The 22,395-nt window shown below is 55.9% G+C and carries 25 protein-coding genes; 9 read left to right on the forward strand and 16 right to left on the reverse strand.

The window, feature by feature from the left end:
* Nucleotides 1-138: 138 nt before the first annotated feature.
* A complete protein-coding gene (locus J3P84_RS09835; protein ID WP_434629771.1) occupies nucleotides 139-1,485 on the reverse strand; it encodes a heavy metal sensor histidine kinase in 1,347 nt (448 codons plus the stop codon).
* The gene (locus J3P84_RS09840; protein ID WP_434629774.1) at nucleotides 1,482-2,162 is read right to left on the reverse strand and encodes a heavy metal response regulator transcription factor; all 681 of its coding nucleotides are present in this window, start codon (nucleotides 2,160-2,162) and stop codon (nucleotides 1,482-1,484) included. The genes J3P84_RS09835 and J3P84_RS09840 overlap by 4 nt, the downstream gene beginning before the upstream one ends.
* A 168-nt stretch (nucleotides 2,163-2,330) precedes the next feature.
* Between J3P84_RS09840 and queF the strand changes: the two genes are divergently transcribed.
* Nucleotides 2,331-3,161: an NADPH-dependent 7-cyano-7-deazaguanine reductase QueF gene (gene queF, locus J3P84_RS09845; RefSeq protein ID WP_434629777.1), complete on the forward strand. Its 831-nt coding sequence runs from the start codon at nucleotides 2,331-2,333 to the stop codon at nucleotides 3,159-3,161.
* A 198-nt stretch (nucleotides 3,162-3,359) separates the two neighbouring features.
* Here queF and J3P84_RS09850 read toward each other — a convergent pair whose 3' ends face one another.
* Nucleotides 3,360-3,623: a DUF4404 family protein gene (locus J3P84_RS09850; RefSeq protein ID WP_434629780.1), complete on the reverse strand. Its 264-nt coding sequence runs from the start codon at nucleotides 3,621-3,623 to the stop codon at nucleotides 3,360-3,362.
* A 109-nt stretch (nucleotides 3,624-3,732) separates the two neighbouring features.
* Nucleotides 3,733-4,353: an HAD family phosphatase gene (locus J3P84_RS09855; protein WP_434629783.1), complete on the reverse strand. Its 621-nt coding sequence runs from the start codon at nucleotides 4,351-4,353 to the stop codon at nucleotides 3,733-3,735.
* A gap of 201 nt (nucleotides 4,354-4,554) precedes the next feature.
* Between J3P84_RS09855 and J3P84_RS09860 the strand changes: the two genes are divergently transcribed.
* From J3P84_RS09860 to rssC, 3 genes are all read left to right on the forward strand, one after another.
* Complete coding sequence (locus tag J3P84_RS09860) at nucleotides 4,555-5,244, forward strand: MlaA family lipoprotein (RefSeq protein ID WP_434629786.1); 690 nt, start codon at nucleotides 4,555-4,557, stop codon at nucleotides 5,242-5,244.
* A gap of 346 nt (nucleotides 5,245-5,590) precedes the next feature.
* On the forward strand, nucleotides 5,591-6,772 hold the full coding sequence (gene rssB, locus J3P84_RS09865; protein WP_434573055.1) for a two-component system response regulator RssB: 1,182 nt from the start codon (nucleotides 5,591-5,593) through the stop codon (nucleotides 6,770-6,772).
* Nucleotides 6,772-7,254, forward strand: a complete 483-nt coding sequence (gene rssC, locus J3P84_RS09870) for an anti-sigma factor antagonist RssC (RefSeq protein WP_305500035.1) — start codon at nucleotides 6,772-6,774, stop codon at nucleotides 7,252-7,254. Before rssB ends, rssC begins: the two co-directional genes overlap by 1 nt.
* 199 nt (nucleotides 7,255-7,453) lie before the next feature.
* Here the strand turns inward: rssC and tal are convergent, their stop codons facing one another.
* Both tal and dusA read right to left on the reverse strand, forming a co-directional pair.
* Nucleotides 7,454-8,380 (reverse strand): transaldolase, encoded by a 927-nt coding sequence (tal, locus tag J3P84_RS09875; protein WP_305500037.1) that lies wholly within the window; start codon nucleotides 8,378-8,380, stop codon nucleotides 7,454-7,456.
* Between the two features lie 178 nt (nucleotides 8,381-8,558).
* Complete coding sequence (gene dusA / locus J3P84_RS09880; protein WP_434629791.1) at nucleotides 8,559-9,569, reverse strand: tRNA dihydrouridine(20/20a) synthase DusA; 1,011 nt, start codon at nucleotides 9,567-9,569, stop codon at nucleotides 8,559-8,561.
* Between the two features lie 103 nt (nucleotides 9,570-9,672).
* On the opposite strand from dusA, the gene J3P84_RS09885 reads away from it, so the two are divergent.
* Nucleotides 9,673-10,824, forward strand: coding sequence for a tyrosine-type recombinase/integrase (locus J3P84_RS09885; RefSeq protein ID WP_434629793.1), 1,152 nt, complete (start codon nucleotides 9,673-9,675; stop codon nucleotides 10,822-10,824).
* Here the strand turns inward: J3P84_RS09885 and J3P84_RS09890 are convergent.
* The 9 genes from J3P84_RS09890 to J3P84_RS09930 form a co-directional block, all read right to left on the reverse strand.
* The gene (locus J3P84_RS09890; protein ID WP_024778225.1) at nucleotides 10,799-11,074 is read right to left on the reverse strand and encodes a pyocin activator PrtN family protein; all 276 of its coding nucleotides are present in this window, start codon (nucleotides 11,072-11,074) and stop codon (nucleotides 10,799-10,801) included. The two genes, J3P84_RS09885 and J3P84_RS09890, sit on opposite strands and share 26 nt — an antisense overlap.
* Before the next feature lie 392 nt (nucleotides 11,075-11,466).
* The gene (locus J3P84_RS09895; RefSeq protein ID WP_258690712.1) at nucleotides 11,467-11,673 is read right to left on the reverse strand and encodes a hypothetical protein; all 207 of its coding nucleotides are present in this window, start codon (nucleotides 11,671-11,673) and stop codon (nucleotides 11,467-11,469) included.
* Nucleotides 11,670-12,017: a DUF7673 family protein gene (locus tag J3P84_RS09900; protein WP_434629798.1), complete on the reverse strand. Its 348-nt coding sequence runs from the start codon at nucleotides 12,015-12,017 to the stop codon at nucleotides 11,670-11,672. The genes J3P84_RS09895 and J3P84_RS09900 overlap by 4 nt, the downstream gene beginning before the upstream one ends.
* A gap of 25 nt (nucleotides 12,018-12,042) precedes the next feature.
* The gene (locus J3P84_RS09905; RefSeq protein WP_434631255.1) at nucleotides 12,043-14,766 is read right to left on the reverse strand and encodes a toprim domain-containing protein; all 2,724 of its coding nucleotides are present in this window, start codon (nucleotides 14,764-14,766) and stop codon (nucleotides 12,043-12,045) included.
* Between the two features lie 12 nt (nucleotides 14,767-14,778).
* Nucleotides 14,779-15,012 carry a hypothetical protein gene (locus J3P84_RS09910; protein WP_434629801.1) on the reverse strand — a complete coding sequence of 78 codons (234 nt, stop codon included), beginning with the start codon at nucleotides 15,010-15,012 and terminating at the stop codon, nucleotides 14,779-14,781.
* A gap of 75 nt (nucleotides 15,013-15,087) precedes the next feature.
* Complete coding sequence (locus J3P84_RS09915) at nucleotides 15,088-15,459, reverse strand: hypothetical protein (protein WP_434629804.1); 372 nt, start codon at nucleotides 15,457-15,459, stop codon at nucleotides 15,088-15,090.
* Nucleotides 15,456-15,746: an ogr/Delta-like zinc finger family protein gene (locus tag J3P84_RS09920; protein WP_434629807.1), complete on the reverse strand. Its 291-nt coding sequence runs from the start codon at nucleotides 15,744-15,746 to the stop codon at nucleotides 15,456-15,458. The genes J3P84_RS09915 and J3P84_RS09920 overlap by 4 nt, the downstream gene beginning before the upstream one ends.
* Nucleotides 15,743-16,216, reverse strand: a complete 474-nt coding sequence (locus J3P84_RS09925; protein ID WP_434629810.1) for a YmfL family putative regulatory protein — start codon at nucleotides 16,214-16,216, stop codon at nucleotides 15,743-15,745. Before J3P84_RS09925 ends, J3P84_RS09920 begins: the two co-directional genes overlap by 4 nt.
* 40 nt (nucleotides 16,217-16,256) lie before the next feature.
* Entirely contained in the window at nucleotides 16,257-16,505 is a 249-nt protein-coding gene (locus J3P84_RS09930) for a hypothetical protein (protein WP_144924355.1), read from the reverse strand.
* Between the two features lie 101 nt (nucleotides 16,506-16,606).
* On the opposite strand from J3P84_RS09930, the gene J3P84_RS09935 reads away from it, so the two are divergent.
* The 4 genes from J3P84_RS09935 to J3P84_RS09950 all read left to right on the forward strand — a co-directional run bounded on the left by J3P84_RS09935 (nucleotide 16,607) and on the right by J3P84_RS09950 (nucleotide 21,327).
* Nucleotides 16,607-17,023: a helix-turn-helix domain-containing protein gene (locus J3P84_RS09935; protein WP_434629812.1), complete on the forward strand. Its 417-nt coding sequence runs from the start codon at nucleotides 16,607-16,609 to the stop codon at nucleotides 17,021-17,023.
* Nucleotides 17,024-17,276: 253 nt separating this feature from the next.
* Nucleotides 17,277-19,484: an ATP-binding protein gene (locus tag J3P84_RS09940; RefSeq protein WP_434629815.1), complete on the forward strand. Its 2,208-nt coding sequence runs from the start codon at nucleotides 17,277-17,279 to the stop codon at nucleotides 19,482-19,484.
* A 7-nt stretch (nucleotides 19,485-19,491) separates the two neighbouring features.
* Nucleotides 19,492-20,694: a hypothetical protein gene (locus tag J3P84_RS09945; RefSeq protein WP_434629817.1), complete on the forward strand. Its 1,203-nt coding sequence runs from the start codon at nucleotides 19,492-19,494 to the stop codon at nucleotides 20,692-20,694.
* A 9-nt stretch (nucleotides 20,695-20,703) separates the two neighbouring features.
* On the forward strand, nucleotides 20,704-21,327 hold the full coding sequence (locus J3P84_RS09950) for a hypothetical protein (protein ID WP_434629820.1): 624 nt from the start codon (nucleotides 20,704-20,706) through the stop codon (nucleotides 21,325-21,327).
* Nucleotides 21,328-21,347: 20 nt separating this feature from the next.
* Here J3P84_RS09950 and J3P84_RS09955 read toward each other — a convergent pair whose 3' ends face one another.
* Nucleotides 21,348-22,385, reverse strand: a complete 1,038-nt coding sequence (locus J3P84_RS09955) for a DNA cytosine methyltransferase (protein WP_434629823.1) — start codon at nucleotides 22,383-22,385, stop codon at nucleotides 21,348-21,350.
* Nucleotides 22,386-22,395 lie beyond the last annotated feature (10 nt).

Here is a 22,395-nt window from a genome sequence, read left to right on the forward strand (position 1 = left end):
TTTCGTGGCGAGGGAGCTTGCTCCCGCTGGAGTGCGCAGCGCTCCCAAAAATCTAAACTCCTCCTATCACTAGTGAGATTGGGGCTGCTGCGCAGCCCAGCGGGAGCAAGCTCCCTCGCCACAGGGGTTGAGTCCGGCCTAATTATCCTTGGGCAACTCGATCACGAACCGCGTCCAGCCATCGGCCGATTCACAGCGGATATCCCCGCCATGGGCGCGGATGATGGAGCGGGTAATGGCCAGCCCCAGCCCGGCGTGTTCACTGCTGCCTTCCTGGCGAGCCGGGTCGGCGCGGTAAAAACGGTCGAACAGGCGCGGCAGCAGCGCCGCCGGAATTTCCCCGCCAATGTTTTCCACGTCGATGCGCACAGTCTGCGGCCCGTCGACAATCCGTATCCGCACCTCGCCACCACCGGGGCTGAAGCGCAGGGCGTTGTCCAGCAGATTGGACAGCGCGCGGCGCAGCATGCTGCGGTCGCCCTCGATACGTCCGTTCCCTTCGCGGCTCAGCTTTACCTCGGCGTCTTCGGCCAGTGGCGCGAAAAACTCCAGCAGCAGGTCCGTTTCCAGCGCCAGCTCCAGCGGCTCGCGCTGGACGGCCAGCAAGCCATGGTCGGCCTTGGCCAGGTAAAGCATGTCGTTGACCAGTTGCGCCATCCATTGCAGCTCTTCGAGATTGCTGTGCAGGGCTTCGCGATAGTCGTCCAGCGAGCGTTCGCGGGTGAGCGTGACCTGGGTATGGGTCAGCAGATTCGACAACGGCGTACGCAGCTCATGGGCGATATCGGCGGAGAAGGCGGAGAGGCGCTGGAAGGCATCGTCGAGGCGTCCAAGCATGTCGTTGATGCTGTGGGCCAGTTCCGCCAGTTCGGCGGGCATGTGTTCTTCTGGCAGTCGAGCATTGAGCGAACGTGCCGAGACGCTGCTGGCAATGGCGCCCATACGGCGCAGGGGGCGCAAGCCACGCCGGGCGGCCCAGGCGCCAAGCAGGGCGGTCGCCAGCGCCGAGAGGCCGACGGTCAGCCAGATCAGACGCTGCATGCGTTGCAGGAAATGCTGGTGGTGGGTGATGTCCAGCAACAGTGTCAGTTGGGGCGAATCCGCACGATTGGGATCCAGCGGCGCGTTTAATACGCGGTAGTCATTGTCGGTGTCGTTGAGGGTCGACAGGCCCGGCCGTTCAGGCACCTGGGCCGGCAGGCGGATCGAGCTGTCATGCCAGCGCACGCCATCGCGGTCCTTGATGCGCAAGGCAAGGTCCGGCTGGCGGCTCAACTCGTCCGCCAGGCGCGCCTGGGGGTTGGGGCCATCTTGCAGGGCGCGGCGCACGCCAGTCAATTTGGCTTCGAGCAACTGCTGGTCCAGTTCGATGAAGTGTGCCTCGCTGCCGCGGCTGAACAGCACGCCGGCAAACAACGACACGATGGCAGTGCAGGCGGCAAAAAGCAGCGCCAACCGATTGCTCAGCGACCATCGGCGACTCACAGGTTGCGCTCTTCAAGGACATAGCCCATGCCGCGCACGGTGTGGATCAGCTTGTCGGGAAACTCGTCGTCGATCTTGATCCGCAGACGCCGGATCGCCACCTCGATGACATTGGTGTCACTGTCGAAATTCATGTCCCAGACTTGTGAGGCAATCAACGACTTTGGCAATACCTCGCCTTGGCGCCGCAGCAGCATCTCCAGCAGGGCGAATTCCTTGGCGGTCAGGTCGATGCGTTTGCCGCCGCGTTCTACCCGGCGCCGGATCAAGTCCAGCCGCAGGTCCGCCAGTTGCAGGCTGGTTTCCTGGGCCGCCGAACTGCCTCGGCGCAGCAGGCTGCGCACCCGGGCCAGCAGTTCGGAAAAGGCGAAGGGCTTGATCAGGTAATCATCGGCACCCAGTTCCAGGCCATGCACACGATCCTCTATCGCATCCCGCGCGGTGAGAAACAGCACCGGCGTGTCCAGCCCGGCGCCGCGCACCGCTTGCAGAATCTGCCAGCCATCGCGGCCGGGTAGCATCACGTCAAGAATCAACAGCGCGTATTCACCGCTCACGGCCAGTTGCTGGCCGGTGCTGCCATCAGCCACCAGATCGGCGTTGAACCCGGCTTCGCTCAAACCCTGGCGCAAGTACTGGCCGGTTTTCAGTTGGTCTTCGACGATCAGCAGTTTCATGGTCGGGCTCAAGGCTGTGTTTGAACGTGGGCGTTATACCGTGGTGCATGATGTCATGGGGCAAGCTGACAAAGTTGTAATGCAACTGTAAGCCAGTTGGCGGAGCAAGCGCTCAAGGAAACCGTAAAGGCTGGTAGAATCCGCTGATTCTTCAGTCAGGTTTCCGTCATGCATCCCGCAGCCGAACACTCGCCGCTGGGCAAATCCAGCGAATACATCGCCACGTACACGCCGTCACTGCTGTTTCCGATCCCGCGCACCGCGAAATGGGCGGAACTGGGCCTGACGGCTGAGACCCTGCCGTACAAGGGCGTGGATTTCTGGAACTGTTTCGAGCTGTCATGGCTGCTGCCGTCCGGCAAGCCGGTTGTCGCCATTGGTGAATTCGCGATCCCGGCGGATTCGCCGAATATCATCGAATCCAAATCTTTCAAGCTGTACCTGAACTCCTTGAACCAGACGGCGTTCAACGACAGCGCGAGCCTGGAAGCCACGCTGCGCCAGGACCTTTCCGCCGCGGCGGGCAAGCCGGTAGACGTGCGGATTCGCAGCCTCAAGGATGTCGAAAGCGAAGGCACCGTTGCATTACCCGGTGTCTGCGTTGACGACCTAGACATCACTGTCGACTCCTACGAGCACCCGCGTCCGGAGCTGCTGCGTTGCGATGCATCGCGTATCGTCGAGGAAAGCCTGCACAGCCATCTGCTCAAGTCCAACTGCCCGGTAACCAGCCAGCCGGACTGGGGCAGCGTGGCGGTGGAGTATCGCGGCGCGGCGCTGGACCACGCCAGCCTGCTGGCTTACATCGTCAGCTTCCGCCAGCATTCGGACTTCCATGAACAGTGCGTCGAGCGGATCTTCCTCGACCTGCAACGCTTGCTCAAGCCGGAGAAATTGACGGTGTATGCGCGGTATGTGCGCCGGGGTGGGTTGGATATAAATCCGTATCGCAGCACCAAGGATGTGCAACTGCCGAACCAGCGTCTGGTTCGTCAATAAAATTTCTTGCTGAAGAGTTCTTGTGGGAGGACTCTTGTGGGAGCGAGCCCGCTCGCGAAAGCGGTCGTACATTCAACGCATGTGCTGACTTTCACGCCGCTTTCGCGAGCAGGCTCGCTCCCACAGTGGATCGCATTTCAATTTGCAGATACTAAAAAGCCCTGCTGGCGATAGCAGGGCTTTTTGCGTTTGACGGGCTTAGATCCCCATGCTGCCCAAGGTGTTAACGATATTGCGCAGTGTTCCGGCAATCGTTGGATGCTCCAGCTCGAAGCGTTCGACGGCCAGGTTCACATTGTCAGCGAGGTTGGTGTCCGGTGTTTGGGTTTCCAACTCAAGCTCAAGTTCTATCTGTTGCATCAGCGCGTGCAGGTCGTCGCGCTCGACTTCGGAAAGCGGTGGATTCTGTTCCAATTGCTCGCGCAGTTTGTTGAGCTGTTCTTGCAATTCGCGGGCAGGCATTGGCGTACTCCCTTTATTGATAGGCACTGCCATGGACCGCGACGCTGCGTCAAAAGTCCGTGGCTTGCCTTAAGAGTAATCCACACTCAAGCGCCCTGCATGATCCTGGTCACGGCTTCTCGCCTTTGAGACGACGCAGGCTGATATCGGCCAGGCAGGTATCGAGTTCGCCCAGGTGATCGATCACCGAATGCACGCCCAGGCCGAACAATTGCACCGTGGCCTTGGCCCGTTTGATTTCCCGTTCCTGCTGGCTCAAGGCTTGCCATTCGGCGGGCGTAAGGCCGCACAGCGACCCGCAGGATGCCAGCCCGATGGTCCATAGACCGGCGTTTAGCCCCGACTGCAACAGCTTCGGTTCGCCGCTGACCAATACGCAGCCATCCAGTTGCCTGACATCCAGCGCCATAAGGGCTTGCCAACAGGCATGGGGCGCTGGCCACGGATTATTTGTTGCAGGAAGTTGCGGAGATTTCACCCATGCCGGCAGTGAGGCCGCCAACCCGTGGCTGATGGCGGGTGGCAATTCGTCAAGCCAGGCGCAGGGGATGTCGAGCTGCCGCAGGCGTTGCAGGCTTTCCAACGCCCCGGGTGTAAGTTGCGTGTGCTCGGCCGGCATAATCCCTGGCTGGCGAGCACGCGAGCCGAAATCAACCAGGCATCCGCTGAGGCCAAACAGGACGGCCGTCAGGCTGGGGGCGGGGAGCGGCTTGGTTTCGGCGCGGGGCATGTGGACGTCCTTGAAATAACCCGCAGCCTAACGAGGCACGATGACAGTCCGGTTACAGTGGGATGAAGGCGACCCGTATGGAAAATTCTTACGGAGAGCTTCCTTTTTCTCTGCTGCCTATCCACGCGTTCCGCCTTATACTAGCCACCTTACCGCCTGGGCTCGGCGCCCTTGCCTGAATAATCCAAGGAGTTTTTCCCTATGCGCTGGAGCCATCGTCTAGCTCAGCTGTGTCTATCTGCCAGCGTTCTGCTGGTGCCGTTCGCCGCTCACGCCGCCACGGAAGAAGATCCTTGGGAAAGCGTCAACCGTCCGATATTCACCTTCAACGACACCATCGATACCTACGCGCTGAAGCCGCTGGCCCAGGGTTACCAGTACGTGACGCCGCAGTTCCTCGAGGACGGCATCCACAATATGTTTCGCAACATCGGTGACGTCGGCAACCTGGCCAACGATGTGCTGCAAGCCAAGCCGGCTGCCGCCGGAGTCGATACTGCCCGGTTGATCTTCAACACGACGTTCGGCCTGCTGGGCTTCTTCGATGTCGGGACCCAGATGGGGCTGCAGCGCAACGATGAAGATTTCGGCCAGACCCTGGGATATTGGGGGCTGGGCAGCGGCCCCTACCTGATGTTGCCACTGCTGGGGCCGAGCACTCTGCGTGATGCGCCGGCCAAACTGGTCGACAGCTACGCCACCCCATACCCCTACATCGACAACGTCTCGGTGCGTAATTCGATCTGGGGCCTGAACATCGTCGATACCCGCGCCAGCCTGTTATCGGCCGAGAAAATGGTCAGTGGCGACAAGTATGTGTTCCTGCGCAACGCCTTCCTGCAGAACCGTGAATTCAAGGTCAAGGATGGTCAGGTCGAAGACGATTTCTGAGTTCGGCCGGTTGAATGTGAAAGGCGGCCCGAAAGGCCGCCTTTCGTGCTTTGGCTTATGTCCAGGGCCGGAATCAACCTTCCATTGAGTTACGCTTCGCTCGGTTCTTATAACTCTCTGTGCTTTGACAAATAAAGAGCTCGAGCGGGCTATCTGCATGAGCTTGAAACGCCCCGCGGATGGGAGTACCGTCTGCGCCTTAGAAGGGCACCTCTGATGTATATGCGTGTAGGGCAAACGCCTGAAACCTGTACGACAGAGAGGCTAGAAAGCGAATCCAGTAGTGCGTGCCAGGCCCAGTTGCCCAGCCCCCTACGCCAACCTAATTCTGGCGCCGTTTGCCCACATGCCAAAAACCAGTGCCACGCTGCTGATAATCGATGATGACGAAGTGGTGCGAGCCAGCCTCGCCGCCTACTTGGAAGACAGTGGTTTCAGCGTCCTGCAGGCCAGCAACGGCCAGCAGGGTCTTCAGGTATTCGAGCAGGACAAGCCCGACCTGGTCATCTGCGACCTGCGCATGCCGCAGATGGGCGGACTCGAACTCATTCGCCAGGTCACCGAGCTGTCGTCACAGACTCCGGTGATCGTGGTGTCGGGCGCGGGGGTGATGAACGACGCGGTCGAGGCATTGCGCCTGGGCGCGGCGGATTACCTGATCAAGCCCCTCGAAGACCTTGCCGTGCTCGAGCATTCGGTGCGTCGAGCCCTGGACCGCTCGCGGCTGTTGGTCGAGAACCAGCGCTATCGCGAGAAGCTGGAAACGGCCAACCGTGAGCTGGAAGCCAGCCTGAACCTGTTGCAGGAAGACCAGAACGCCGGGCGTCAGGTGCAGATGAACATGCTGCCGGTCAGCCCCTGGACCGTCGACGGTTTCCGTTTTGCCCACCAGATCATCCCGTCGTTGTACCTGTCGGGTGATTTTGTCGATTATTTCCGGGTCGACGAGCGCCGAGTGGCTTTCTACCTGGCGGATGTTTCCGGACACGGTGCTTCGTCGGCATTCGTGACCGTACTGCTGAAGTTCATGACCACGCGCCTGCTGTTCGAATCCAAGCGCAATGGTACGTTGCCCGAATTCAAGCCTTCGGAGGTCCTTGGGCATATCAACCGAGGCCTGATCAGTTGTAAGCTGGGCAAACACGTCACGATGGTCGGTGGAGTCATCGACGAGGAGACTGGTTTGTTGACGTATAGCATCGGCGGTCACCTGCCGTTGCCCGTGTTGTACACACCTGACAGTGTTCGTTACCTGGAAGGGCGTGGCTTGCCGGTGGGCCTGTTCAACGAGGCCACCTATGAAGATCACGTGCTGGAACTGCCCCCGGCTTTCAGTCTGACGCTGATGTCTGATGGCATTCTGGACCTTTTGTCGGAACCTACACTCAAAGAGAAAGAAGCGGCCTTGCCTGAACGGGTAAGTGCGGCGGGCGGCAGCCTGGAAGGCCTGCGGCAAGTGTTTGGATTAGCCACGCTAGGGGAGATGCCGGATGATATCGCCCTGTTAGTGTTGAGCAGGAATCTTTGATGAGTACCGGTAGAATCCAGTTCGCCGAGCAGGACGGCACCTTCGTCCTGAAGTTTGTCGGTGAAGTGCGCCTGACCTTGTGTTCGGCGCTGGATGCGACAATCGAGAAGATCTTCACCGCGTTGAACTTCAACGCCATCGTGATCGACCTGACCGAAACCCGCAGCATCGACAGCACCACCCTGGGCCTGCTGGCCAAATTGTCGATCCTGTCGCGGCAAAAGGTCGGCCTGCTGCCGACCGTTGTCACCACCCACAACGACATTACCCGTTTGCTGCAGTCGATGGGCTTCGATCAGGTGTTCAACATCGTCGGCGATCCGGTGCCATGCCCGGAATGCCTGGATGATCTGCCTGATCAGGACCAGTCCGAAGAGGACGTGCGGATCAAGGTGCTTGAAGCGCACAAGATCCTCATGGGGCTGAACGACTCCAATCGTGAAGCGTTCCATGACTTGGTGAGTGCGTTGGAGCGGCCCTGATTCCTGGGTGTTGTAGACCGAGCTGAGGCCTTCGCGAGCAGGCTCGCTCCCACAGGGATCAAGGTTGGACTCGGTCAGAAACTATGGGAGCGAGCTTGCTCGCGATGGCGTTTGTCGATCCGCCATATCTTTTGAGCCAAACAGAACAAAAAAGGGCGAACCCATCCAGGTTCGCCCTTTTTCATGCCGCCGGTTCAGCTCAAAGCTTGGCTTGCAGCAACGCTTCCAGCTTCTCCTGGTCCCGAGCGAACTGACGAATGCCTTCAGCCAGTTTCTCGGTCGCCATGGCATCCTCGTTGGACAACCAGCGGAACTGCGCCTCATTGAGGCTCAGGCGCGCTTCCCCGGCCTGGCCAGGCGCCAGCTTGCGTTCCAGCTTGCCCTCGTCGGCGGCCAGTTTTTCCAGCAGTTCGGGGCTGACGGTCAAGCGGTCGCAGCCGGCCAGTTGCTCGATCTGGTTGAGATTACGGAAGCTGGCGCCCATGACCACGGTCTTGTAGTCATTGGCCTTGTAGTAGTTGTAGATGCGCGTCACCGACTGCACGCCGGGATCGTCGGCCCCGGTGTAGTCATTGCCATTGGCCTTTTTGTACCAGTCATAGATACGGCCCACGAATGGCGAAATCAGGAACACACCGGCGTCGGCGCAGGCCGCGGCCTGGGCGAAGGAGAACAGCAGCGTCAGGTTGCACTGGATGCCTTCGCGCTCCAGTTGCTCGGCGGCGCGGATGCCTTCCCAGGTGGAGGCGATCTTGATCAGCACGCGATCCCGGCCCACACCGGCCTTTTCGTACAGGTCGACCAGGCGATGGGCGCGCTTCAACATGGCCTCGGTATCGAACGACAGGCGTGCATCCACTTCGGTGGAGATGCGCCCCGGAATCACCTTGAGGATTTCTTGCCCGACCGCTACACCAAAACGGTCGCTGGCCAGGCCCACGTCACCCTTGCAATCCGCCACGCAGGCGTTCAGCAGCTCGGCATAACCGTGAATGGCCGAAGCCTTGAGCAGCAGGGACGGGTTGGTGGTGGCGTCCACCGGTTTGATGCGGGCGATGGCTTCGAAGTCGCCGGTATCGGCCACGACGGTAGTGAACTGCTTGAGTTGTTCCAGCTTGGAAGTCATGAGCGTGCTCTGTCCTATGGGTCCGTTGACATTACCCGAGGGCCGGCAGCCACTCAAGGGCGTGAAGAGGTATCGATGGCCCCAGCGGCAACAACCCGGAAACGGCTGTTTGAAAGGCCGGGGCAACTATCGGTAGATACGATGCCAAAACAGCGCGCAGGTTCAAAGCAAGTGATGGTTAACGCCCTTCAAGCAACTGCCCGGCCTGATCCAGGAGCGCCAACGGATCCTTGGTCTTGTGAATGTCCACCGACAACAACTGCCGGAACCGCCGCGCCCCCGGAAACCCCGTGCCCAGCCCCAGCACATGCCGGGTGATGTGATGCATGGCGCCGCCAGCCGCCAAGTGGGCGGCGATATAAGGCCGCAATTGCGCCAAGGCCTCGGCGCGGCTGATGACGGGCGCAGTGCTGCCGAACAATTGCTGGTCCACTTCGGCCAGCAGATAAGGGTTGTGGTATGCCTCGCGTCCGAGCATCACCCCGTCGAACGTCCGCAGGTGTTCATGACACGCCTCCAGCGTCTTGATGCCGCCGTTGAGGACGATTTCCAGCTCAGGGAAGTCAGCTTTCAGCTGCGCCACCACGTCATAACGTAGCGGTGGAATGTCGCGGTTTTCCTTGGGCGACAACCCCTCCAGAATGGCGATTCGCGCATGCACGGTAAAACTGCCGCACCCGGCCTCACGCACTGTCCCGACGAAATCGCACAATTGTTCGTAGCTGTCTCGACCATTTATTCCAATCCGATGTTTCACCGTCACTGGAATCGACACCGCATCACGCATGGCCTTCACACAATCGGCCACCAGCCCGGGATGGCCCATCAGGCAGGCGCCAATCATGTTGTTCTGCACCCGGTCGCTGGGGCAACCGACGTTCAGGTTGACTTCATCGTAGCCATGTTCCTCGGCCATTCGGGCGCAGGCGGCCAAGTCGGCGGGAACGCTGCCGCCCAATTGCAGGGCCAGCGGGTGCTCGGCTTCGTGGTGACGCAGGAAACGCTCGTGATCACCGTTGAGCAGGGCGCCGGTGGTGACCATCTCGGTGTAGAGCAGGGCATGTTTGGAGAGGATGCGCAGGAAGTACCGGCAATGGGGGTCAGTCCAATCCATCATGGGGGCAACACTAAAGCGCCGAGACAGCGTAGGCCTTGAATTCACTGGGCTAAAACTCTGTTTATCTAGCATTTTCTTCAACGTGTTCTGGGCGTGATTTCGGGCGTTTTCAGGCGTTTTTGAAGGCTCGGTGGTACGATGTACCACTTCAAAACTGACGCGTACCACTTTTGACATGGCGACTATCAGGGCAAGAAAACTGGCGGATGGGTCTGTTAGCTACACGGCTCAGATCCGCATCAAGCGCGACGGAGTGCAAGTCTATCAAGAGAGCCAGACCTTCGCCCGGAAACAGGCGGCGCAGGCCTGGGCACGCAAGCGTGAGTCCGAGCTAGATGAGCCTGGTGCGATTGAGCGGGCGAGCCGGAAAGGCGTCACGCTCAAAGACATGATCGATCGATATCTAATCGAGGTTGAGAAAGCCCGGCCGCTGGGCAAGACAAAGCGAGCAACCCTTACGGCCATCGGCCAGACGTACATGGGCAAGTTGGCCGACACTGACATCAACACCCAATGCCTGGTTGATTACGCGCTGTGGCGGATGAGCCCAGAGGGGGGAGGCGTCCAGGCGCAGACCGCCGGCAACGACTTGGCGCACCTTGGCGCCGTGCTTTCCATCGGCAAAGACGCCTGGGGTTATCAGCTCGATCCCATGGCGATGGGCGGCGCACGGCGTGTGCTGCGCAAGCTGGGCTACAACTTGAAGAGCCGCGAGCGTGACCGGCGCCCCACGCTGGATGAGCTGGGGGAGCTCATGAAGCACTACCGGGATATGCAGGACCGGCGTCGCAGCATCATCAACATGATGAAAGTGGTGGGCTTCGCCCTGTTCTCGACGCGCCGTCTCGACGAAATCACCCGAATTCGCTGGGATGACCTCGACGAGGCCGGCCAGCGGGTGTTGGTACGCGACATGAAGAACCCAGGCCAGAAGATTGGCAACGACGTCTGGTGCTACATCCCAGACGAGGCCTGGAAGATCCTCCAGACCATGCCCCGTGCCGGCGAGGATATTTTCCCATACAGCCCTGAATCAATTTCCACCTCATGGGCAAAGGCCTGCAAATTCCTGGAAATCAATGATCTGCACTTCCATGACCTGCGGCACGAAGGTGTAAGCCGCCTGTTCGAAATGGACTGGGACATTCCCCGGGTGGCGAGCGTTTCGGGGCATCGTGACTGGAATTCGCTGAGGCGATACACCCACCTACGTGGCAAGGGTGATCGCTATGTGAAGTGGGAGTGGTACGAAGAAATATTGAGGGCGCCCGTCCAACTGGGCGCCGCATCAATGAAGTGGCTCAAAAGGCGTGTTTTAACCCGTTGAGCTGGCTGTTCTCCTTAACCGCGGCTGCCCGCTGTAGATCGAGATAAGCGGCCAAGTCGGTGATATGGATCCCCTTGGCCGATTTCTGGCTGCGTTCCAGGCGGGTGATGGGGATCTTGATCTGACCGCTCATCACCTTGCGCTGGAACATGTCAGGCGTCAGGTGCGTGAAGTAGTCCCGGCAGACCTGCTCCAGCGAGATAATCGCCTGGCCGTCGTACTGGGCCATCAGGATAAAGGCTGTGTTCATGATGTCCCTCACATCCGAAACGATTGGTGAATGAGCGTCGGTCGGGCGGTAGTCCTTGCCGGCTGTGCGCTGTCGGTCTGGATCTCGCAAACGAACCGATGTCGCTCCCGGTTCGGTGCGCTCAATGCCTGAGTAAGCCCTGGCACTGCGCTGACGCACTGCTCATAAGCGTCGGGACCGTCCCAGCGTTGAGCGGGCAAGACCTGGCAATCCGTTCGTGTCGCGTCTGCACATAGATAGAGCAGAAGGAATACGCTCATACGGTGGCCTCGCCGGCATCCATAGTGTTCGTGCTAGTCTTCGCGGCGCTGCTGCTTGGGTTCTGTGCTTGCATGGTGCTGCTCCTTAGTGGTGGTAGGTGTCGGGGAGTTGGCGCTCCTCGACACCATCTTTCAGGCCGTTGTGGCCTGGTCTTGCTTGATGATTGCGATGACTTCATCCCGATCCTTCGCGTAAGCGAAAGGCAGTTCGCCACCTGGGCGAGTGATGGGGTAACGCGCTTCTGGCAACCGGCACTCGGCCACGGTGTAGCCGCTGTCGGTAACCCAGCAGTTCTGCTGCACTTGCCCGTCTCGGTTGCGTTTCGGTGCCCACTTCATGCCCAAGCCCTGATCAGTTCTGCCCAGATGGCGTCGCCGTTGGGGAAGTAGGTGTGCACTTCCTGTTCTGGTGAGAAATCCAGTTGCAGCACGGCCAGGCAGTCTTCGAACAGCGCTGTGTCGAGGCCGCGTAGGCTTGTCAGCACAAACGGGTAGTCGTGGCCGTTGTAGAGCCCGAGCAGGAAACGGCCGACAACGGCGCTCTGGCCTGTACCGCGCTGGGCGACAGGGATAAGGCGGTTCAGTGCCTTGATACCGGCCTTGCGGACGGCGGGGCGCTTTGCTTCGAACTCTTGCAACTGCTGGAACCAATTGGTCTGTTGTTTTTGGGGCGCCGTGTTCATGGGAACTCTCCTTTTGTTGCGGTGGTTAAACGCCCTGGAAAACCCAGCAGCGAATGGTTTTCGGCTTGTCGAAAGCATCCAGCAACCGCACCGAGTTAACGGGCTTGTTCGACTCCAGAAACTTGGGTGACTTGCTGGTCTTAAGCAGGCGTTTCAGGTCGCTGAGCGCGGGCACCTGCTGCCGCTTGTTGGCGGCCATTTCTACGAACTCGTTGAGGTTCACGGCGATCAGGCCGTCCCGACGCGCATGGTTGAGCGCGCCTTTCTCATCCAGGCCATTGAGGAATTCGTACAGGTCCCAAAACTCGCGCACGGTCGGGTGGTCGGCGTTGATTGCCTGCTGTCTCTCCAAGGCCATGCGGCTGACTTCGGCGTGCGCCAGAGCCTTGCGGCGTTCGCCCAGGGGCACTATTTCTGCCAATGCATCCACCAGGCTGCGCAATTGGGCGTGGTTCTTGGCGATACGCACGGTGCGCACGCCGGGCTGGGCCAGCAGCTCCTGTTCGTAGCGGGAGGTGTTCTCCTCCATCAGGCTCATGGTGCTGGCTTCGCGTTGCAGGGCCTTGACCAGGAAGCCGCTGATGTTTTCCATCGGCATGCGTTCCAGTTGCTCGGCGAACTGCTTGGTTTCCGGCGTGTGGTGCTCCCGCGTCAGGTGGACATGGCAAAGTCGCTGCAGGATGGGTTCCGAGGCGCTCACCGGGTTGTTCTGCGCGATCAGCAGGGCTGCGCGGAACGGCGGTTCATGGGTGTCGTTGCCATTGTTCTTCACGCCGGTGGAGCGAACGCTGCGGCCGTTGTAGGCGGTTTTAAGTTCGTCCCAATCGAAGTGTTTAACAGGCTGGCCATCCTTCTGTTCACGCTCCGACTCGATCAGGACCACCGGCAAGTTGCTGACCTGCGAAAAATTTCGTGCACGGCTCGCGGCTGTCGCTTTGGATGGGTCGAAACCCTCGTAGTCAGTGCGCCCAACGAGTTTCCACAGCAGCTCGATCAATGTGGTTTTGCCTGAACCGGCTTCACCCACCAGCTCCAGAAACATCAGGGATTTGTGGATCTGGCGGATCTGCTCAGCGTGCAAGGCGCCCAGCCACCAGGCCAGCACCACCAGGCCCTGTACGCCAAAGCAGCGCCAGAAAATGTCGAACCAACCTTCGTTATAGGTATTGAGGTCAGTATTGATGTGCAGCACCGGCGACTGGCTCTGCGACTTGATGCTCAGCTTGCCGAGGTCGAAGAAGTCTTCCTTGTTGCGCTTCTGTATCGTCCCGCCGTAGAAGGCCAGATCGTTGAACACATAGGCACCGTGCTCGCGGCTGTAGCCGATCCACTCAATGGTGTTCACCGTTTTCAGGCAATCGAGCTGGGGCGCCAGGATCCGTTTCAGTTGTTGGGCGCTACCCTCGAACATCGCGCCATTGGAAACGTTGAGCAGGCGATTCGCGAATTCAGGCGCAGAGGTGAGCTGCTTGGCCGTGAACGTACTTTTGATGACGGCACCTTGCGGGCGCTCGATGCGGAAGTAGTACCAGGCCTCGTCGGTCAGATCGTTGCGCATGTAATACAGCGCCTGGAAATTGCAGTTGGCGATGCTGGTGACCGAGCCCGATTGACGCAACGCCTTGTAGCGGCGCTGTTCATCCGTGAGCAACTGATCCTCATGCCGGTCCGAACTCTCCAGGTCACCCATGGCACGGTCGTACCGTTCAAGGTCCAGCCGAAACCAGTACAGGCGCTTGCGAAACGAAAAATGGAATTCCTTGCGCTCGTCGCGCAGGTAGATCAGAAATCCCTTTTCCTCTGCGGAATCAGCCAGAAGCAAGTCCCCATGGTGAAGGGCTTCGTCGAAGTCTCGCTTGATCTGCTCGGCGCGTTTGTCGTCGCCCTCGATCGACTTCCACCGTAGGTGAAGGTCGTTCCAGTCCACTTTTCTGCCATTGGGCTGCGGAATCACTGCGGCTTTGCAGGTGAATCCCAGGTCGCGGGCTTCCTTTGCCCAGCGGCGCATGTTGGCCTTTGCGACGGGCTCGTTATCCAACGCCCAAACCAGGCGCGGCAGGCGCTTGTCTGCGTCGTGGCGCAGCTTGACCAGGGCCTTGAGCGAGTCGGTCGGGCAGGGGGCGCTGGACATCATCGACACGGCCGAGGTGTCGTTATGCAGCAGTGCGATGGCATCGAAAATGCCCTCTGTAATCCAGAGTTCATCGACGTTCAGCAGGTCCACGCTTGGCGGACACCACCAGACGCCCTTGTAACCTGGCAAGCCTTCACCGGTTGGTCGGAAGCGGGCTTTCATCTTGCCGAATCGGTCAGGTCGGTCTATCAGGCGCTCCCAGTAGCCGCCTTTTTCCAGGGGGAAACGCACCGTGGCACTGCCGATGTTCAGCCGGCTATCCCAGTAGTTCTCCTGGGTGAACCAACCGGCGATCAGCTCAAATTTGAAGCCCCGAGCGAACTCAAGGTAGGCGCGTGCTGTGGCGACCGGGTTATCTGGTGTAGATGGTGCGTTCTTGCTCCAGTCGTTGAACAAGTCGGCGTAGACGTCCTTGACGTGGACACGGTGGCCGCATTTTTCCGGCCGGCCACAGATCAGCGTCCAGGGCGAATCGTAGAAGGTGTACAGGGTCTTCTGGCCGCATCCTGGCGCAGGGCATACACCCTTGCGCATGTAGTTGGTGCCGGGCATGTGCTTGAGCTGGTAGTCCCGCTCAATGCGTTGGATGACGTCGGCTCGCAGCCTTTGTTCCATTTCCATCGTGGCTTACTTCGCTTCGTCGAGACTGTGTTTAATGGCGCCGATCAGGCGTTTTTGCGCGGCCATCACCGGGAAGGCCGCGAGCAACGAGCCATGCCGCAACCCCTCGGGGATCATGCGAAAGCGGTCGTCGTACCAATGCTCGTTGAACTGCTGGGCGTACTGGCTCCGTAGCGCTTGGAGCAGCGCTTCGGCCTCTTCGCGTGGCAGTTTTGCGGTGATGGCGACGTCGATTTGCATGGTCCACCTCGAATTTCGGGCAAAGCTCACCCAAACCCACGGGAAGCGGGGCAGGGCGGGTTGTTTAAACGGGGGTTACTGAGGGTGTTGCTTCAGCGCGTCATCGCGCTGGGCGAGCAGGGTTTGTGGCAGCAGCCTTGCCGGAACCGGGTACCGAAGGTCGGCCCGAGTATCGATAAGGTGGACGACAGTGCTGCCTGGGCTGTTTCCCCAGTCCACGCCGATCCACCTGCGCTGGTTGATGACCTGCAATTCAGTCCAGGCGTTGTGCACCAGCTTTTGCGCCATGAACACCGGCACTTCCATCGCGGTGGTCATGTGCCGAACGCAGTTTTCGTACAACAGATCGGAGTCCACCAGGTGCTGCGCTTCGTGCCGTTGCAGGTAGGCGAACGCCACCCGCTGCATGCTGCTGCGGTAATCGTGGTCAAGCTCTTCATGGTTCATTGCGCACACTCCATTTCCATTTGGTCGAGCAGGTCGGGTTGATCGTTGGCGGATTTCATCGCGGCACGGCGCAGAGCAATGTCGGCGATGGGCAGTTTGACGGTGGGGTTAGCCATGCCGCTGGGGCTCATTTCATGAGTCATTTCGAACTCAGCCCGCACCGACCAGCCGCAGGCCTCGTTGGTGCATTGCAGGTAGGCCACCCGCAGGAAAATGTGTGTGCCTTCGCTGGTGCGGATACGCATGCGGCCGAGGCAGTGAGGGCAGACCAGCTTGTAAGTGCTCAATGCTTGCGCTCCTTGCTGTGCAGCTGGATGGTGGCCAGCACTTCGGAATGGCGCGCAGCCATGTAGCGATTGTGAGCACCGAGAATTGCCGCAGCCTCGCCTGGTTCAACCACGCCGTCTTCTAGCGCCTTCGCAATGATCTGATCGACATAGCCGCGCTTCGCTGCGGCGTGTACCGACCGGCTGTACAGGTCGATGTTGTCCAGCGTCTCGGGTTTAGCGAGCGGCACAAACATGCCGCCATACATGGCTGCGACGTATTCAGGCAGGTGGGTCGTGCCGGCGTCCTGCTCAAGCAAGTGAATCTGCTCATCGCTCAGGGGGCGGCTGCCGGCGTTTTCGTAAACATGGTTATCGAACTTCTTGAGTTCATAACCGAGCCGGGCAGCGGCGCACTCGCGCCCGCCGGGGTAAGCGCAGATGACTGCGCTCATCACTTGGCGCTTGGTCGCTAGTAGTGGGCGTTTCATGTTCTGGTTTCTCCCTGGCGCCATCGGCCCTACAGTCACTTCACACAGCCTTGCATTCTGTTTGCTCGTTGGAATCCGCCAGGATTCCGGGTAGGACTTCCTTGCCGATCACCTTGGAGAGGTCACGCAGAATGCGGAACGACAATCGCCCCCGAGGCAGCGTGTCGTGACCGGCCCAGCGTTGGACTACCTGAGTCACCGTGCGTGGCTCGTAGCCGTGACTGATCGCGAACTGGCGGAAATTACTGCCGTGCTCAATCAGTCGCGCCTGAATCTGACGCTTTTCCATGGCTTGGCTCATGGTTGATGTGTTCCTGTTTGGTTAAGATGTACTCGTTACGCATAAGCCTATTTACTCTTTCTGAATAAATCAAGCGGTATTGACTCTAAATGAATAAAACGTCGCTCGACGCCGTGCTTGATCGTTTGATGACGGTATTTTCGGTTGATAACGATAGCGAGCTGGCTAGAAAGCTCCATGTGAACCGCCAGACGCTCGGCAGCTGGCGAAGTCGTCAGTCAATTCCTTATGCATTGTGCGTAAGCGTGAGCGACACCGTAGGAATTTCACTTGATTGGCTGCTTGCGGGTGAGGGCCCTATGCATCGCAATCTTCCTGAGACGAAGCCCTCACCAGCGCTGATTGATCCCCGGGAGGAGGCCATGCTTGAGCTGTTCCGGTCGTTGGGAGAGGCGGGTAAACGGGAGATACAAAGCGCTGCTGAGGAAAAGAAACGCTTAATGGACATTGAGCAGCGCCTCAAGGATTTGACTGAAGCCCTTGCCGATACCAAACGGCCAGCATAATCTGTACCCATTAAGAACGGATGTATTCGCTAACGGCGTAAGGCCGATGACTTACGCTTCCTCCGCCGCACAAGGGACGTGATGCATGCTTAGGAAAAATCTCGTCTCTGCGTCAGTAAAATATTCGCAAGAGCTTATACGTACAGAACTCTCATTCTTATGTAGTAAGCAAGAAGCATGCTCTATGCCTTGTTTTCCGATAAAAGACAGCAATCGCTGCCATGTCTAATTTCAAATTTTCGCGGGGTTCATTATGCCTGAACCATTAATCGTGATTGAAGAGCCTAAAGGTGACTTTCACGAGTTTACGGTCGATGCTGCATTGTTCCGAGAGTTGGGCGAGCGACTAGTTGGGAAACCTCACGTTGCATTGGCAGAGCTTGTAAAGAACTCTTACGATGCAGAAGCTACAGAGGTGACCATAGAGTTTAAAGACGACAGTATCATCGTTGCGGACAACGGCGACGGCATGTCCAAAAATGATTTTATCAATTACTGGTTAAGAGTTGGGACTACTCATAAGCAAGAGCGACAAGTAACTGCGAATCTTAATCGGTCAATAACGGGCTCTAAAGGAGTTGGGCGATTGTCGGCTCAATTTTTGGGTGATGTCCTAACGATTGAGACTGTTAAGCGTAACGAGCGAGAATTTGTTGAGGCTACTGTAAATTGGAGCAACGCTAGAGGTGCTGGTGAGATGATAAATGCGGGTGCATTCATCGACACCAGCCAGCACTCTAGTTTGATTTATCAAAAATATCCTAACGGCACTTGCGTAAAAATTGAAGGTTTGAAGCAGATTTGGAGTTCTGATGATCTTCGAGAGTTGGCAAAGGAGCTTTGGTTTCTGCGTCCTCCCGCGAAACTTATGGGTGGGCTAGATGTAAAAGACCAATTTGATGTCATCGTGAAGGGATTGCCGGATGAGGACATAGGCGAATTTTCTAGGCAGATGAATAAAGCCCTAGATAATTGGATCGCAATTATCGAAGGGTCGCTGGAGGATGGTAGGGGGAAAGGTGAAACAAATGTTACTGTTACGTTCAAGAATGGAGATGTCTATGAGGCTTCGTTCGAACCAAGCAAACGGGTGCTTGATGAGGTAAAGTTCAAGATTTTTGTCTTCAAGTTGTCAGGTAAGCAAGCAGGCGATGTAAAAGTTGGGGACGCGCGAGAGTATTTTAAAAAGTTTGGTGGTGTTCATATCTACGATAATAGCTTTCGGTTGCCATTCTATGGTGGGGGGGAGCAGGACTGGCTTCAGTTGGAGATTGATCACTCCCACCGTCTTAATAAATCCCAGCTTTTGCCTGCCAACTTGCAAGTATCAAGCGGGTTGAACGATCTACCCACAAATGGTCGTATATTTGGTGTTTCTCAAATATCGACCTCGCATGAGCGGAGTGCAGCCTCTTACGAAGATGTTGAGCGAGGTAATTATCTTAACGTACAGGTCACGCGAGATAGGCTTATTGATAATCTCGCATTTGATGAGCTGGAAAGGTCAGTAAGATGGGCGATCGATTTTTATGCGATGCGTTCATTTGAACGACGACAGATGATGAAAAATGCCGCTCGACTTGATGTCCCTAAAACCGAGCAGAAAATATCTGAGATTAGAGAGGGGTTGTTTCAGCTCTCGCTTAAAGTACCTGATTCTATAGCGAGCGAAATTGAGGTCGTATCCAACCGGTTTAAAGAGCTTGAAGATCTTGAGGGAAAACGTAGAGCTGCGTTGAATGAGGAGCGGGTACTGCTTGGCGCTTTAGCTACCACAGGTATGGCTGCAATAGCTTTGGAGCATGAATTAGGGAAGGAACTCACGGCTTTAAATGACATAATCTTACGGCTTTCTAATAATACAGATGCAGTTTCGCTCGGTCAGGGTTCTGAGCTTTTGGCTATTATAAGGTCTTGGGCAGATAGATCCGCAAAAGCTCGAAAGCTATTTTCACCGCTTATGAGTCAATATGATCGCGAGGGCAGAAATAAGTACAACGCACAAAAGGTGCTCAAAAACGTCATAAATAATTCCGAAGCCTTACTAAGGAATGTATCAGTTAGTGTGGAGAGGGTTTCTAAGACGGTCATATTGCCTGAGGGGACTTTAGCTGCATGGAATGCCATTTTTCAGAATGTTTTAATAAATTCAATAAATGCGATGATTGATTCTGACGTTAAAGAAATTTCTTGTTTCGGAGAGAATTTCGAAAACGGTCGCTCCGTAGTTTATGTGATGGATACGGGCGTTGGGGTGAGATTGCACGACAGCGCTGACTTATTCAAACCTTTTATCCGCAGGCTCGAAATTCCAGATGAGAGAAAAGCTCTCGGCTTAGGTGGGGTTGGGTTAGGCCTGACTATTGTCAAAATGGTGGCCGACTCGCTTGGTTGCGATGTTTCATTTGCGGAACCGTTACCAGGGTTTAAAACCGCATTTAAAATTGAATGGTTCAGTTGAGGGTGGCATGAAATTTCTAATTTTGGATGATGAAACAGGTCGCGCCGAAACGTGGGCGGATACCATACGGAAGTTTCTGGTTGATGGAAGCGAAGTTAAGGTGTTTAACCGTGATGAAGTTTCGGATGTTATAAACGAAATACAGCAAAAGAGAATTGAAGCAAGAAATGGTAGATTTGAAAGCGTTAAAGCACTTGATGGTTATGATTTGGTGATTATAGATTACGACTTGCTTGGTTTAGACTCGAGTGGTGGTAATGCAGGCTGGTCTACCGGGGCGGAAATTGCGTACGCTGCCAGGCTTATGTGTGACGTGGGGCCGTTGGTGGTTGTGAATCAATACGGGAATAACTCTTTTGATCTGACCATGAAGCGCTCTTGGTTTTCGAAAGCTGACTTAGATATGGGTAGTCATCAGGTGGTGAATCCTGGAGCCTGGAAGTCAAATGGTTTTTCTGGTTTTAGGCCTTGGCATTGGCCAAATCTTCAGGAAGAGGCGGCTCGCTTTTCGAAAATGACAGACTTTGTACGGGAAAGACTAGATGCCAGTATCATCAAAACATTTGGATTTGTTTTAGAAGACACCTCTTCTCCTAAATATATCGGATACGAGCTCTCCGGGCTTCTAGGAATAAAGGATGAGGACGTGACTTTTAGAGAGCTGCTCACTACTGCGACTGACGTGCGAGTCTTTCATATTCTTGAGAAAGATCTCAAAATTTTGCAGGCTATGGATAATGATCGTTTGGCAAGAGTTACGGCTAACGTTGTTTGGCGTTGGCTTGAAAAAATAGTTCTACCTAGTCAAGAGACACTTTCTGATCTGCCTCACTTGGCTCTTGAATTACCTTGGATCTTTACAGGTTGGAGAGATTCTGAACAGTGGAATCGACTCAGTGATTTGACATTGACTGCTGAATTGAATCCTTTGGCTAAAGAATATGCATTTGTACCGGATTTTATGTTTTCACGACCTGTTTACTGGGGGGGTATGTTAAAAGAAAAATTGGTTCGCCCTGATGATTTTGATGTCTCGCAGATACCAAATTTAGTTTTTTGCGAGGACACTTCCCAGTTTGTTTGCGAGGAAGAGGCGACAGATTTTCCTAGTGATTTACCAGCCTTTGAAAAACAACGCTGGGTGAAAAACGGCTCTCCCGACTTCGCTATTGAGGTTAATTATGAACCACAGTCGTACCTGCTGATGTAGAGGTTTTCCATGAGTAAGGAGTTTGAGTCTTTAGGGAAATTTTTAGTTCAGTTGCACGCTCGGAATTCCGATCGGTTGCAAACAGTCGGTAGTTTAAAAAAATACTGGGGGTTGCGCGCTACACCTAGAACGGTCGGGGGGTTTGATTTTCTTTTTGCGGGCGATCATAAAGTTAAGCTTGAAAGGGATTTGGCGGATTTTCTAAAAAATCCTAGAGGATTAACTCCGTTTTATCTGTTGGACGCCGATGAAAGAAAAGATTGGGTTACGTTAATTCGATTAATTGCAAAGGATAACAACAAAATCAATGCCGAAATTGTATCATTAAAGCAAATGGCCGGTGAGTATAAAGGATTTGGTTATAGATACGAACACCCAGAAAATGCAGGTGATAAACATAATTTTTTTCACATACAACCAATCCGCTCCACTGACTGCGGAGCGATAATTCCTGGGGTAGAAAATTGGCTTCCTGTAAGCTATCCCGCTTTTTTCATGATGGCGGCTAGTTCTTTTGAATTGATTTTATATTCCATACATTCTCTATGTGGATGGAAAGTTGTCAGTGAGTATATGATAAGGAATAAGTTAAATAGTGCAGCTGTGGATATGATGCTGCGAACAGCGGTTTAAGCTGTTCGCTGTAGCCATATTTATTTTAACTTGATTTGCTTTATGTGAATTAAGAGGCTTTCGCCAATTACTTCGCCTAAGCGCACGGGGACAGCATTACCAATCATTCGTCCAACAGCTTTGAAAGTTATTTGGTCTGGTGGCATAAATAGGTAATCCTCAGGAAAAGACTGAAGTGTCGCAGCTTCCCGCAAAGAGATTCCTCGATCTTGGCTGGGGTGACCGAAACGTCCGTTTCCAAATCCATAACAAAGCGTAGTCATGGTCGGGCTGGGCTTATCCCAGCTCATGCGCCCATAAACACTTGGATATGTTTTACCGCTTTCTTTCTGATGGCACTTGGCTCGAAGATCTGGTCTCCAGTCCTTCCATGTGCCTCCTTCAACAGATTGCTGGATTCGCTCAAGATTGATTGGTGTCAAGCTGGCGGATCGATGCATTGGGTCTGATGGATGGCATTCGCCGGCCGCAATGGCAGGAAAGTGCGCAATCTTTTTCCTAACTGTCACATGGTCGTTAGCATGCGTCGGATCAATCAGCTTGATTTTTCCAAGCTTTGAGGCAAGTAGTACATGCCTTTTGCGGCGTTGGGGTAAGCCATAATCGGCGCAGGCGACGGTTCCGGACCAGATTTCGTAGTGATCTTGAAGGGACGCTACGAAGTCATGATAAACCTGGTGTTTGGTAACGTCTGGAACGTTCTCCATGGTTACCAACTCGGGTTGAACCTCTCTTATGAGGCGTTGAAATGCATAGAGCAAGGGCCATTTTCGATCGGTTGTGGTGTCCCTGCCTTGGTTGTAGGACGAAAACGGCTGGCAAGGCGCGCAGCCAGCGAGAAGCTTTATTGATCCAGGCGTATAGCACCGTTCGATTTCTTCAGCCGTAACGTCTTCAACGTTTTTCCCGAAAAATACGGCTCCATTATTCCGCGTGTAAGCATATTCACAGCTAGCGTCGATATCAAAACCTGCGCGTACCCGAATTCCGGCCTCGCGTAATCCCGCGGTCAGGCCACCAGCTCCGCAGAAAAGGTCTACAGCGTCAATTTTGAACATTTTTTTGCCT

This window comes from Pseudomonas sp. Z1-29 (assembly GCF_051131995.1).
In the GTDB taxonomy this organism is placed as follows: Bacteria; Pseudomonadota; Gammaproteobacteria; order Pseudomonadales; family Pseudomonadaceae; genus Aquipseudomonas.